This is a genomic window from Lewinella sp. LCG006 (assembly GCF_040784935.1).
Classification (GTDB): domain Bacteria; phylum Bacteroidota; class Bacteroidia; order Chitinophagales; family Saprospiraceae; genus Lewinella.
Window position 1 is genome coordinate 501,210 of record NZ_CP160680.1, and the last position, 14,225, is coordinate 515,434.

Genomic DNA, 14,225 nt, shown 5'->3' on the forward strand with positions numbered 1-14,225 from the left:
TAGTTTTGGTGTATTAACGTGAGGAGCTATATAAAAAACCAAGCTCAAGGCAAGGTTTTTCGTAAGTTCATCTGTAAAGAACAGTAGTAAAGTAGAAGCAATTTTCCATAATAGTTGAATACACACCTTATTTTCTGCGCAATCCTAAAGACACTTTCTTTCTATTCCACCTTCTTAAAGTTCACCCTTCCAAAAATCACAAAAGTAATTGCGTTTTTGTCTTTTGCATCAAAAACTATGGTGGCACCATCATCCGGATTGATGAATTTATCGTCTCCTATGGGGTTTAGTTTGTATCTATAGCCTCCGTCATTACCAAACAAAGTTCCATCCAGCTCCTCTATCACAATTTTCCAATCCCTGCCCTGGTCAGTTGATATGTATTCTCCTGCCAATAGGCGTAAATGCTCAACAGGAACTTTTATCATCAGCGATTCGGTATTTATGCCGATTCCTTTCAATATTTGAATGCCATTTTCATTATCTGGATTCAACTGAACGGACCTCTTGTAGTTTTCAACAGCCTGGACGGTATCGCCAAGTACCAGAAGTGCTTCGCCATAACTGTCGTAAACATTGAAAGAATTGGGGAACGCCTCAACATTTAACTGAAAAACAGTTGCCGCATCTTCCGTTCTACCTGATTGCAACAACTGATAACCTGCCAAATTCATCTCGTTTTCATTGAGATGATATTCGTCGGATGCTTTGATTTCATTGTAAAATAAAAGTCCAGAAGCAATCCCCTCCTTTTGGATTTTATCTAACAAAGAATAAGCCATAGACCTTTTGGGAAGGATGTAGGCTTGATCATGAAGAATACCGTTGATAGCCGTCGTAATATCATAAAGAGGAGCACCACCAGTGTTGTTAAATAATAGAATTAACGACTGGTTTGATGGTATACGTGTGATCTGGGTATTGAAACCATTTATACTACCTCCATGACCGATTGTGTACGTGAATTCCTGACTATTTCCAATGCGTAATTTGCCAATTTCCCAGCCGTAGCCATAGTGTTGGCCCCAAGCGGAAGTGTGTGCCTCAAATAATAAATCCATGTAAGCTTTGGGCAACAATTTTTCCGTGTACAAGGCGCGGTCCCAACGGTATAGGTCTTCAACTGTTGAATAAAGCGCCCCTGCCGCAAAAGGTACAGACATGTCTATGTAACTGGCGTTTTCAAAGGTATTTGCAATCTTATTGTAACCTGAGGCCCTGTTTTCCAAGACAATACGATGCTTGTCATATCCCGTGTCATGCATTTCAAGCGGTGAAAATATCTTCTCTTGCAAGACTTGCTCATAAGGCTTACCGGTGATCTTTTCAATGACGACGCCCAATAAAACATACCCCGAATTGCTGTACGCAAATTGCTCTCCGGGCGTAAACTCAAGGGGCAAATCCTCAAATAGACGTACAATATCCCTTGTGCTATGTGGAGCAAGCATCAGGTCGCTGTAGTTGGGAAAGGAGGTGTAATTCGGGATACCGGAAGTATGGGTAAGTAAGTGATGAATCGTTATCCTGTCACCATTTACTTTGGGATAATTAGGGAGATAGGTCGTGATCGGTTGATCCAATTGCAACTTGTTCTCTGCCACCAGTTGTACAATTGCCATGGCTGTAAACTGTTTGGTAATGGAAGCTAATCGGTGTTTTGTATTAGATTTATTGGGAATATTCCACTCCATGTTAGCTTGCCCAAAGCCATTCTTGTAAATGATTTCACCATTTTCTGCCACTAACACAGAACCGTTAAATTTTCCGTAGTCATAACAAGCCTGAATGAGGTCATGGATTTTTTTCACCTTGGTTTCTCCACATTCAGCAACAACAAGGGGAAGTTTTACTTCTTTTAATGTATTCCAGACATCGGCTTCAAACCCCTTTGGGGAAAACCTGAAGAGTATTATTGATTTATTTTTTTCTTCGCAGTATGTTTTTTCAATAAGAACATTGAGATCCATTGGCGTTTTAGTAAAAAAAGCATCCATGGTTTTTACCACTCCGGTGAAAAGGATGTTGTCCGTTGTAGAGAGCTGAGCGCTTGTCGCATCCCAGCCCATTAAGCCGGCGAAATATTTTTGCAAACTGGCTTCCAAATCGGCTTCCGTAACATCGCCGCTGTTTTCCAAGTTCCAGGCATAAACATAGGACCAAAAGTTAGGGCTATCTAGCTGCTCCCACCCCCTGGGGAACCTTGCATCTTCGACCCCTTGGAAATCAATGTCGCGTGCAAAATTGATAGGGAACACAAACATTTCTTTTCGCCAGCTGGTATCCGTTTCTAAAAAGAATAAATGCTCGTTTTCTTGACTTAGTAAGAGCGTTGAATAGAATAAAAGAGTGGTGATTTTGAAAATGTTTTTCATCCGTCGTTTTGTTGTCTATCTCTACCATGATTGTAATGCGAATCGTCACTACAGCCGTGGTCGAGACTAGTTTTATGCCTTGTTTCACATACTACTTAGCGTGGTATGCTTAAGAAATTCACTAAAACTAGGTAAAAAACGATGGTGAAGTTTTGTTTTAAAACCGTTTAACAGCTTTGTAACAAGTAGTTGGCGTGTCTATTTTTCTTTGGCATCCTTTAATAACGTATTGGCTAATTTTACAGCAAGTGCTCGGTGTTCCAGCCTTTCCTCTTTGCTAAAACCTCTTGATTCTCCAACACTCCCATATTGAATTAATACGCTGCCGTTGTAATTAGGGTTATAAATAGATAAATAACCATTTGAGTGCTGAATACAAAAATAAGTGTCGCCCGTTTCACTGATTTGCAACGCAAGTTGCCCAGTCTCGTCTGACTTAAAAGTCGCTATTTCACGCTGGATATCACTTTTACTCATATCATTCCGTGCGATAGTCAAATACCAGGTTCTGCTATTTGGAAATTTCGACTCAAATGAACACCGACCTTTAATGCCCATATCTGTTACGGTCAGACCAAGTGCTGTGCTTATTTCTTCTGCTGAAATTACGTTGCAATCCGGGCTATTAAAAAGAGAGGAGTAATCTCCTTGCTGCGCTAAATCGCCCGTGTTTTGTTCGGTGGCTTTATCGGTTTGTTCGGTACTATCATTTTCTTCGGCTGAAAATTGATTTTGTTGAGGAGCTTCTTTGCACCCTGCCAGCGCCAGTACAATGAGTAGAAAAAAATAATTAAGGTTCATATTAGGTGTATTAATAGGTTTTGAAATTTTGTGCTGTCTAAGGTATCCTTTTTATCTCAATAAGATGGGGAATCAGTAGGATAGTATTAGAGCGGAATAAGTAAAGCGGAAGTTCTGGCAGTGACTTCCGTAAGGCGGAACGGATAGCCTGGAGCAAAAGTGGCGGTGCACAGCAACAGAACGTTTGCCATGCACCGCCACTGACGGCACCGCCCCCTATCTTAAATCGAGGATAACATTTCCTCCGAAAGGTAATGGAGACGTACGGCCTGATCAGCCTTTTCCAAATTGGCTTTCAGCTCCTCATAAAGTGCTTTGGCCCTGGTGCTGTTTCGGGTGGCTTCGGCGGCTTGGAGTGCCCCCGCCAAAGCGTGCAGACGGCCTGGGCCTTTGGCTAGCGCATAATCAAATTGCACAAGTGCCTCCGTAGGGCGGCCCTGCTCCAGTAGCCAACGGCCATAGAGCTCGTAAGAAGGCAGTACAATGCGTGGTGGGCCGTAGGAGTAGCTGGTAGCCTGTTCCAATACCGTTGCTGCTTTTAACAAGCGTTCCGTTTCAGTAAGGTTACCCTTTAACTGAGCTTGCATAGCTTCCAATTCCAGGGCCAAAACGTAGGCCTGATCAATGTCCAGTTGATTGGGTAACTCCCGGCTCGATCCTGCTGCACTGCACATGGGTGCGCCCGAGGCCGTCACCCGATTGGCAGCATCTTTGCGTTCATTACTCATGGTAGTCAAAATAGCAGCTAGTGCATCCTGGTCTTTGGCGAGATAAGCGCGCCAACCATTGGTAAAGTGCTGAATAGCCCGCACCAGTATATTCATATCTTCCAGGTCAGGATCAATGGCCTTTACTTCTTCGTTGCTCCAATCGTCGGTTTCTACCAGGTAATTAGCGGTTACGGATGCCATGTAAGAACGTGCAGACCCATCTGGCTCGGTAGCCGTATAACGCTTGAATTCTGTCATTTGACGACGAGCCTCTTCGTAGCGCCCTTGCTGGGTGAGGCCGTAGAGTCGCCAATGGAAGGCGTGGTAGCTGCGCGCGTTGTCATCCAGCCCTTTTTCCTTCATACGGTCAACACTGGCCTTCCAGGAAGCAATGTTCGACTGGATGACTTCTTCCCACATACCCATGGATACGTAGATATGCGAAGGCATATGCAGAGCATGTGCTGCCGAGGGAGCTACTTGTGAATAACTATTGGCGGCAGGGATCGCCTTGGCCGCGTGCGCGGGATCATCGTAAGCGTGGATAAGGTAATGCAATGCGCCGGGATGATTTGGGTTTTCAGCCATTACGCCCTGCGCAATTCGGGCGGCGTGCTCGTAAGCCTCATCATCGCGCCCTACAGGCACCGCTCCTAAGAGGGAAAGTGCATAAAAAGCGGCAACTTCTTGCTGTTCAGGATATTTCTTTTTCATTTTGGCCAAATGATTGGCGTATTGCTGATCACGCTCCTGCTTGGTACCTTCCTCTTGATAGAGCAGCTCTACGGCAGCCATGAAATCGCGCTCTAGCGGCGTAGCAGCCAGCACCAGTCGATCCTTGGTCGTAGGAGCAAGTTTAGCCAATGCTGCCTGGCCTTCTTCTGCGGCCAATTGGCGCCAAAGGGGGTGATTATGCGTCATGGCTTCGCCCCAGTAGGCCATCACCATAGTAGAATCTGCGGCTTGTGCTTCTTGAAAAGCAGCGCGGGCATCCTCGTATTCAAAACTATGCAAGAGTAGCAAGCCTTTTTTAAATGCCTTCTGGGCAGCAGCATTACCTGTCACGGGGAGATACACTTCGCCTAATTGAGAAGCAGGGGGAGGAGAAGCCACAGCTTCATCTACCTTTTCGGGGGGATTGACACAGCTGCACAAGCAAAGTGTAACAAAGAGGAGTAGCAACAGTATTCTCATGACCGGAAGGATTGTGGTTTTAACAAAGAATGAACCTAAAAATAAGCAAAGTATAGCTAAGGCTCAATTTGTTTTGCGCCGCCGCTAAAATTCTATCATAATCCCGATACTTGGCAGTGGCGTCCCCGTACCCGTTTCCAGTTCTTTTAAAAGGTAGCGTTGTTCATCCTGAGGGGCATCAGGATTGATGATGGTTGGCTCGCCGATGGGGTTGCCGTTCTCATCCAGGGTGCGATCAAGGATAAGTTCGGTATCACTCACCGCTGCTCCCGTAATATTTTCGATATCCAGGAAAATGTTCAGGCTCCACTGATCGAAGAACCACTTTTTATCTACCCTCAGATCAATCGCACTGAAGGCATCCTGCCGTAAGGTATTCAATTGTCCATAATCAGGGATTCCCCGGGCATTACGCTCCCAGTTGACCACCAAGTTAGAGGATGCTGCAAAGGGCGTAAATGGCAATCCATCCTGAAAACGCCAGTTGACACCTATTTCCCAATTGTTGCCAAAGCGCTTACCTACGGCCAGGTTCGCGATATTGCGGGTATCCCAGGCAGAAGGTACGTATTCACGATTTTTATCTTGAAACTGGGTCCAACCCAAGGTATACGAAAAGATACCGTAGAAGCCTTTGTACAAGCGTTGTTGAAACAAAAACTCTATCCCGTAAGCACGGCCATCCGCAAAGGGTACTGCTGGTTCATTGCCCACTACGCCAAAGTCGCCCCCCAAATTAGCAATCGTCAGACTATCACGCAGTAGTAGCGGATAATCCTGATAGCCTTTGTAGTAGCCTTCAATGGTGATTTTGGAATTAGCTGCTGTGTTCCATTCAAAACCAGCCACTACGTGATAATTCTTCAGATAGCCGATCCCATTGTCCTTATTGACCAGTTTACCTTCCTCCTCGTAGCCCAGCAAAGTATAGGAAGGCAGTTGAAAATACCGCCCCGTATTGAAGTTGAAAGAAAAAGAAGGACTCAGTGCGTAGCTCAGGGAGAGTCGAGGAGAAGCCTGCTGCAAAGGGTTGCTCATCTCTTCAGAATAGCTGTTCCCATCAAAACGGACGCCTAAGGATAAGACCAGTCGCTCGTCGAACCAATCTCTACTAGCCTGGGTATAAAAGCCGTAGCGGTGCATCGTAAAATCAGAAGCATAATCAATGTCCTGAGCGCCTGCGGTGGTAAAGATGCGATTGAACGTACGGTTGTTGTACTTATCGTATTCGTAATTGATACCATAGCCTACTTTATACTCACCAACCTGGCGCACATCTTCGGCACGAAATTTATTCTCTATTTCCTGGCTGCGATAACGCAAGACCAGGTTCTCTTCGGTGCTGTCGTCGTTGTTGCGGTATTTCTCCGATTCGTTATTCAGCATATTACGGCTAAGTACAAAAGTCCAAAAGCCATCATCACGATAACGTTTATAGACTAATCCATTGGTATAGTTCCATTGCGGCGCTACGGGTAGATTAGCCAACAAAAATTGTTGGTCCTCCGTCTCATTAGCATCGAGGTTGAGCTTAAACTGGTCTACTGCTCCCAAACCAATAAAGCTGATTTCGTTTTGCTCGTTGATCTTGTGTTTTACTTTTACCTGAAAGTCATTATAGGTAGGTAAAAAGGGCAGTTCCAGTGCTTTAAAGAGCAACTGCAAATAGGAACGCCGGGCTGATGCCAGAAAGGTTGTCTTATCACCAATGGGCCCCTCTAGCGTAGCACCAACGTCGGTAGCGCTGACCATAAAGGTCCCCCCCAGGCGATCGCTACGACCATCCCGTTGGCGAAATTGAAATACAGAACTTAGCGCGTTCCCTCGGTTGGTTGGAAAAGCACCACTGTAGAAATCTACCTCACGAATAAAGTTGACATTGATCAGCCCAACAGGGCCGCCTCCCGCGCCCTGGGTCGCAAAGTGATTGATATTAGGTACTTCTACATCATCCAGGTAAAAACGGTTTTCATTTGCTGCGCCTCCACGAATAATCAGATCATTGCGAAAAGCAACCCCGGACGTGACCCCTGGAAGCACTTGTACCACCTTACTGATATCACGGTTGCCACCAGGATTTCGTTGAATTTCGGCGACCCCAATGGTACGTAAGCTCACCGGGCTTTCTGCTGTTTTCCGGAATGGAGAAGCTTTGACAACTACTTCTTCCAGCACTTCTGCTTGTTCCTCCAGCGCGAAATTCACTTCAACAGGACGAGCTGTCGTTACCTGCACTTCATACTGGGTCTGCTCTTTGTACCCTAGATAACTAGCTCTGATATCATACAGACCTGGTGACAAACCTTCAATTTGGTAATTACCATCAATATCAGTGGCGATCCCTTTGTCGGTACCAATAACCAGTACGTCACCAAAGGCAATTGGCTCGTTGGTAAGGGCATCCGTCAGTTTACCTTTGATGATGCCCGTCTGGGCGAACATAGAGGCTTGCCACAAGAGAAAAAAGAAGAGAAGTGAAAGATAATTTTTCATCGATTCCTTATTGATTGTATAGTCCGTCAAGGTAGGATTTCGCTTCGCGGCTACTCCGTGGTGTGAAAGGATGACGACGCTATTTTCTCGACTCGCAAGGCAAAAAACGTAGGCAACGCAGCGCGTTGGCGAGGCTTTTTAACGCAGCGAGACGGGAAAAGGGCAAGTCAGAATTCACAAATCCTGCCTTGGAGGACTATGTACACAAACAATAATCCCCTTGGGGACCTGTTTGCTTTTTGAACATAACAACAAGTTGGAACCCAAGAGTCGGCGGATTGTTGTGAATAGAACCTCAATAAGTGTTGGATCACAAAAAGATTTTCATTTTCTGCTTTGCTAGAAACTAAAAACCAAAGCCTTATGGCTGCAATACATCAAAAGCTGCCGAAATTTCCTCTTGGCCAAAGTACACTGTTTGCATGCCATTATGGTCGAGAATACGGAGTTGCTCATCACCTTTAGCAGTTCGATAGATCCATTGGGAAGCAGAGAGACCTGCGGTTTGTCCAGATAAAAACTGTTGCCCTGCCTGCTGCGTAAAGATTTCGTAGTTTACCTTTTGGTAAGTTATTTCGGCAGGGGTAGGAATAGCATCAAAGTCAAGTGCCAGTTGTTGAGCTTTGGTAAATTCCACTTCCAAAAACAACTTAAATAGTCCCTTGTTTTGCATCACATAAAGCAGAGCGTGTTGACCATCAACTGCTGCCAATTGAAGTTGACGATCCGTATTCCCATCATTCCATTGATAGATACTTAGGTGAGACACTTCAAATGTACGGCCTGCATAAGTGATAAAGTCACCTACCTCAGCGACCTCTACGCCCACCCTACCTGAATAGCCGGGCGACAAACTCGGGGTGCGGCGGCGTTCTCCCAGTTCTCCAGCCATCTTGGTACGCCCCGCCATTTCTCCTATGACGGGTTGATCAGGAATACCAAGATAGTCTTCGATAGATCGTTCAAGCTGTAGCAGCTCTTCTGGCGTAGCACTTACATTGGGAAGCAAGGTCAGTATTTTTCCACTTTTTAGTTGAGCACTCAAAATATGGTACTTATGCCCTTTGTTACCTGTCTTTTCTTGAACGAATAGCTGCTGTATGTCCCTCACTGCCATTTCTTTATTCCCTCTGGGCCAAGGAAGAGGACTATGCTTTACCGAAAGTGTACGTTGATCAGCTCGAATAAGCGTCTTGTTTACAAATAAGCAAATCGTGTAGTAGGTAAGCCCTACACCTACTGCTACATGAATCAAGGGGAATAAAAAAAACATTGCAGGCATGCCGCCACCTGATGTAAGCCCAATACCGTACCACATCACCAGGAAACCATCCCAAAAAAGGCAGAAGAAAATCAAAAAATAAGCGACGGGATTACGCCAGCGGTAGCTGACGGCCAATTCGTAATTTGTACGGGTAAGTTCAAGACGTTTCATCCCAGAAAGATACAGAAAAAACTTTCTAAAGAATAGCCTACGTCCTAAAATAGCACTAGTTAGGTAATAAAACGAAGGGGGTACTCAACACCTCAAAACGTTCTCCGGTGGACAGTTCCATCACTATCTCCACCTGGAAAAGCGAGTTTAAAGTAGGAGCCTTGTTGATACTCAACAGCATGTCTTCGTAAAAGATCTTTCCCTGTTGTTCCAATTCAAGAAAATCTTCCAGCGGCTGTACATCGCTAAAAAAATAGCTCCCTTCATACTGAATCAGATCGTTAATAAGGCTGCCCGCAGGATGTTCTGCATCAAAATCATTCACCGTTTTTACGGTAAAGGCTACCAGCTCTTGATTTTTTGAGCCATCATAACCAACAGCACAAGAACAAGCCAGGGCAGTATTCATCAAACTGAGCGACCAGTCTTTTTTGGGCTGTTGTTGCGCGTGATAGTCCACCAAATAATCTACATAAAAACCACCAAACTCCTCAAGACGAAGCTCTTGATTAGGAACTACTTCTGTCCCTTGAAGTTGTCCTGGAAAAGTTCGTACTTCCATATCCGTAATATTAAAATAGCGGTAACCATCACAGTTACAGTCATCGGTGATCGACCAGTCACAAGCTGGAATCAGTATACCGATAAAGAAGTACAGGGTTAAAGTGGCGGTTCTGAGTGAATTCATTAGTCCTTGTTTTTATGTTAAGACGAGCAGCCTTTCGTAAAGGTTGGGTATAACCGAAAAATAGCGAAGTGGATATCTTTTCTTTCTGTTCCTAAAATTAAAATCCCGAACCTTGCCATAGCAAGATCCGGGATTTTTTATTTATCAGCTAAGGGGTAGATCACCCTTTAGGCTAATAGTCTTCCATTTCCTCCATTTCTGCACGACGAGTTTCCCAGGCTTCCTGAGCTTCTTTGGTCGTTACAAAAAGGCGGTTGTATTCACGTAAACCGGTACCTGCAGGAATCTGCTTACCGACAATAACGTTCTCTTTAAGTCCCATCAACCCATCGCGCTTAGCGCCAATGGCTGCAGTACTGAGTACTTTCGTCGTTTCCTGGAAGGATGCAGCTGAAATCCAGCTCACCGTGCCCAAAGAAGACTTGGTAATACCTTGCAGAATTGGCTTAGACGTTGCAGGCTGAGCATCGCGGTACTGAACCAGGTTCTTATCGTTACGCTTGAGGTAAGAATTCTCTTCCCGCAATTGGCGTACCGTTACCAACTGTCCAGCTTTCAACTTCGTTGATTCACCAGCGTCGAGGATGACTTTCTTATCGAAAATCCAATCGTTGGTTTCCAGGAAGTCATAGCGTTCTACCGCCTCTCCTTCCAGGAATGGCGTATCTCCTGAATCTTCAATTTGTAAACGACGCATCATCTGGCGTACGATTACCTCAATATGCTTGTTATTGATGGTAATACCCTGAGAACGATATACTTCCTGTACACCATTTACGAGGTAAGTCTGTACGGCGAATGGGCCTTTGATATTCAGAATATCGCGTGGTGCAACAGCACCATCCGATAACTGGGTACCCGCTCTTACGAAGTCACCTTCCTGAACCAGGATGTGCTTAGAAAGATTAATCAAGTACTTACGGCGCTGATCGTCTTTTGCCGTTACAATCACTTCGCGGTTACCGCGCTTGATTTTCGGGCTAAAGCTTACAATACCGTCGATTTCAGAAGTAACAGCAGGGTTAGATGGATTACGCGCTTCGAAAAGTTCCGTTACCCGTGGCAAACCACCGGTGATATCCGCAATCTTACCCATCTGGCGAGGAATCTTAACGACTTTATCACCAGGCTTCACTTCCTGACCATCTTCAATCGAAATATAGGATCCTACAGGTAGGTTGTAAGAACGAAGTTCTTCTCCTGCTTTAGACAAAATCCGAATGGTAGGAATCTTACGGCTTTTCTTAGAGTCGATAATTACCTTCTCGGCGTAGCCTGTCTGGTCGTCACGTTCAACGCGGAAGGTTACCCCTTCTTCAACATCTTCGAATTTCGCAACACCACCAAATTCAGAAATGATTACGGCGTTGAAAGGATCCCACTCACAGAGAGGATCACCTTTTTCTACCATTTGACCATCCTTCACCTGCAAGGTTGCACCATAAGGAATATAGCTAGAACCGTACTGACGGCCAGTCTCTGGATCCATGAAACGAATCTCACCCGTCCGAGACAATACCACTTTTACTTTCTTACCAGATTCGTCGGTAGATTCCGTGAAACGGATACCGTCAAACTCCAGCTTACAAGCAAACTTAGAAGTCAGTTCTGATTCCGTCTTGTTCACACTTGCAATACCACCCACGTGGAAGGTACGTAGCGTAAGCTGAGTACCCGGCTCACCAATGGATTGGGCAGCAATAATACCAACGGCATCGCCTTTTTCCGTGATTCGGCCAGTAGCCAGGTTCTTGCCGTAACACTTCGCACAAACACCACGCTGTGTTTCACAGGTAAGAACGGAACGGATGTATACCGTTTCTACGCCTTCCTCTTCAATGTAGCGAGCTGTAGGCGTATCAATATACTCACCAGCCTCCAAGATAACTTCATCCGTAACAGGGTGAACAATATCATGCAAGGTGTAGCGCCCTTCAATCCGAGAAACAAGAGGCTCGATAACTTTTTCGTTATCTTTCAGTGCCGTTGTTTCCAGACCACGTAGCGTGGTACAATCTTCTTCCATGATGACTACATCCTGAGAAACGTCAACTAAACGACGAGTCAGGTATCCTGCATCCGCTGTCTTCAATGCCGTATCGGCCAGACCTTTACGGGCACCGTGCGTAGAGATAAAGTACTCAAGTACGGACAATCCATCAACGAAGTTTGAAAGGATCGGATTCTCAATAACGGCGCCGCCGCTGTCACCTGATTTCTTCGGCTTAGCCATCAGTCCACGCAATCCACAAAGCTGCTTAATCTGCTGCTTAGAACCACGTGCCCCGGAGTCAAGCATCATGTATACCGAGTTGAAACCTTGCTTATGAACCGACAACTCCTTCATCAAGGTATCAGTAATACGGTTATCCGCATACGTCCACTTATCAATGATCTGGTTGTAACGCTCATTGTTGGTAATCAGACCCATGTTGTAGTTATCCCACACTTCGTCCACTTCCGCCTGTGCTTGCTCAAGCATGCTCAGTTTGATGGATGGGTTGATCAAATCTCCCAAGTTAAAGGACAAACCACCTTTGAACGCCCAGCTAAAGCCCATGTCCTTGATCTTATCAAGGAAGGTAGCCGTAACACCGAAATCGGTACGCTCAAGAATATCTGCAATTACCTTTTTGAGGTTTTTCTTCGTCAACAATACGTTGATGTAAGGCACTGTTTCTGGTACCGCCTGATTAAAGAGTACCCGTCCGGTAGTCGTTTGAATCAGCTTGGTGACCATTTTATCGTCCTCATCCTCAATCCGTGCACGCACTTTGATCGCTGCATGCAAGTCCAACTTACCTTCATTGTAAGCGATCATAACTTCTTCCGCAGAGTAGAAAGACTGGCCTTCGCCTTTAACTTTTATCTCCTTGGTAGAGTGACGCTCTTTGGTGATATAGTACAAACCGAGTACCATATCCTGAGAAGGCAGTGTCACCGGCGTACCGTTCTGTGGATTCAGCATGTTGTGCGAAGAAAGCATCAACACCTGTGCCTCCAAAATGGCAGCTTGGCTCAATGGTACGTGAACAGCCATCTGGTCACCGTCAAAGTCGGCGTTGAAAGAGCCACATACCAATGGGTGCAACTGAATAGCCTTACCCTCAATCAGTTTAGGCTGGAAAGCCTGAATAGAAAGACGGTGAAGCGTTGGCGCCCGGTTCAAAAGTACAGGGTGGCCTTTCAGAATATTTTCGAGGATTTCCCAGATAATGGGCTCCTTGCGATCTACTAATTTCTTAGCTGACTTTACGGTCTTAACAATACCGCGTTCGATCAGCTTACGAATGATAAACGGCTTGAATAATTCCGCCGCCATTCCCTTAGGAATACCACATTCGTGCAGGTGCAATGTAGGTCCTACTACAATTACAGAACGACCAGAGTAGTCAACACGTTTACCCAGAAGGTTCTGGCGGAAACGTCCCTGCTTACCTTTCAAGATATCACTCAATGACTTAAGCGCACGTCCTCCTTCGGCTTTCACCGCATTGGACTTACGAGAGTTGTCAAATAGTGAATCTACAGCCTCCTGCAACATCCGCTTCTCATTACGCAAGATTACTTCCGGCGCTTTGATTTCTAACAAACGCTTGAGACGATTGTTACGGATGATAACCCGGCGGTAAAGGTCATTCAAATCAGAACTTGCGAAACGGCCACCATCTAGTGGCACCAACGGACGCAATTCCGGTGGAACAACCGGCAAGTATTGGATAATCGTCCACTCAGGGCGATTCTCCACGCGAGTCTGTGCATCGCGGAAAGCTTCCACAACACGCAGGCGCTTTAGTGCCTCAGATTTACGCTGCTGGCTGGTTTCTGTATTTGCCTGGTGGCGCAAGTCAAACGACTGCTGGTCCAGATCAATACGAATCAGCAAATCGCGAATGGCTTCAGCACCCATTTTAGCGATGAACTTGTTTGGATCGCCCTCTTCCAACATTTGGTTTTCTGCTGGTAGGGTATCCAAAATGTCCAAGTATTCTTCTTCCGTCAACAACTGGTTGACCTCAATGCCTTCTTCTCCTTTGATACCAGGTTGGATCACTACATAACGCTCGTAGTAGATGATCGATTCCAGTTTCTTGGAAGAGAAACCTAAGAGATAACCAATCTTGTTAGGCAAAGACTTGAAGAACCATATATGTACAACAGGAACCACCAATTTGATGTGTCCCATCCGCTCGCGCCGCACCTTCTTCTCCGTCACTTCTACCCCACAACGGTCACAAACGATGCCCTTATAACGAATACGCTTGTACTTACCACAGTAACACTCGTAGTCCTTAACCGGGCCGAAAATCCGCTCACAGAAAAGACCATCACGCTCCGGCTTATACGACCGGTAGTTGATAGTCTCGGGCTTCAATACCTCACCATAAGAGCGCTCCAGGATGTCGTCAGGCGACGTCAGGCAAATGGTGATGTTCTCGAAGTTCTGGTTTTGGATAGGATTATCTTTTCTAAATGGCATATCAACTATTTTGAAAAACCAATGCAAATTAATTTCTGAAGTTAAGGGT

7 protein-coding genes are annotated in these 14,225 nt (G+C 45.6%); all 7 read right to left on the bottom strand.

Annotated features, from left to right (window positions below; genetic code table 11):
• Positions 1 to 161 precede the first annotated feature (161 nt).
• The 7 genes from AB0L18_RS01690 to rpoC all read right to left on the bottom strand — a co-directional run bounded on the left by AB0L18_RS01690 (position 162) and on the right by rpoC (position 14,176).
• Positions 162 to 2,375, bottom strand: a complete 2,214-nt coding sequence (locus AB0L18_RS01690) for a serine hydrolase (protein ID WP_367390858.1) — start codon at positions 2,373 to 2,375, stop codon at positions 162 to 164.
• 198 nt (positions 2,376 to 2,573) lie between these two features.
• A complete protein-coding gene (locus AB0L18_RS01695; protein ID WP_367390859.1) occupies positions 2,574 to 3,176 on the bottom strand; it encodes a hypothetical protein in 603 nt (200 codons plus the stop codon).
• 221 nt (positions 3,177 to 3,397) lie between these two features.
• Positions 3,398 to 5,080, bottom strand: a complete 1,683-nt coding sequence (locus tag AB0L18_RS01700; RefSeq protein ID WP_367390860.1) for a hypothetical protein — start codon at positions 5,078 to 5,080, stop codon at positions 3,398 to 3,400.
• Positions 5,081 to 5,164: 84 nt separating this feature from the next.
• A complete protein-coding gene (locus AB0L18_RS01705) occupies positions 5,165 to 7,573 on the bottom strand; it encodes a TonB-dependent receptor (protein ID WP_367390861.1) in 2,409 nt (802 codons plus the stop codon).
• Between the two features lie 361 nt (positions 7,574 to 7,934).
• A complete protein-coding gene (locus AB0L18_RS01710; protein WP_367390862.1) occupies positions 7,935 to 9,008 on the bottom strand; it encodes a DUF4178 domain-containing protein in 1,074 nt (357 codons plus the stop codon).
• A gap of 55 nt (positions 9,009 to 9,063) precedes the next feature.
• Positions 9,064 to 9,696: a hypothetical protein gene (locus AB0L18_RS01715; protein ID WP_367390863.1), complete on the bottom strand. Its 633-nt coding sequence runs from the start codon at positions 9,694 to 9,696 to the stop codon at positions 9,064 to 9,066.
• Positions 9,697 to 9,868: 172 nt separating this feature from the next.
• Positions 9,869 to 14,176, bottom strand: a complete 4,308-nt coding sequence (gene rpoC, locus AB0L18_RS01720) for a DNA-directed RNA polymerase subunit beta' (RefSeq protein ID WP_367390864.1) — start codon at positions 14,174 to 14,176, stop codon at positions 9,869 to 9,871.
• Positions 14,177 to 14,225 lie beyond the last annotated feature (49 nt).

Excerpts from the sequence above, each read along its gene's own strand:
- AB0L18_RS01690 (WP_367390858.1), bottom strand. The coding sequence starts at position 2,375 with ATGAAAAACATTTTCAAAATCACCACTCTTTTATTCTATTCAACGCTC.
- AB0L18_RS01695 (WP_367390859.1), bottom strand. The coding sequence starts at position 3,176 with ATGAACCTTAATTATTTTTTTCTACTCATTGTACTGGCGCTGGCAGGG.
- AB0L18_RS01700 (WP_367390860.1), bottom strand. The coding sequence starts at position 5,080 with ATGAGAATACTGTTGCTACTCCTCTTTGTTACACTTTGCTTGTGCAGC.
- AB0L18_RS01705 (WP_367390861.1), bottom strand. The coding sequence starts at position 7,573 with ATGAAAAATTATCTTTCACTTCTCTTCTTTTTTCTCTTGTGGCAAGCC.
- AB0L18_RS01710 (WP_367390862.1), bottom strand. The coding sequence starts at position 9,008 with ATGAAACGTCTTGAACTTACCCGTACAAATTACGAATTGGCCGTCAGC.
- AB0L18_RS01715 (WP_367390863.1), bottom strand. The coding sequence starts at position 9,696 with ATGAATTCACTCAGAACCGCCACTTTAACCCTGTACTTCTTTATCGGT.
- rpoC (WP_367390864.1), bottom strand. The coding sequence starts at position 14,176 with ATGCCATTTAGAAAAGATAATCCTATCCAAAACCAGAACTTCGAGAAC.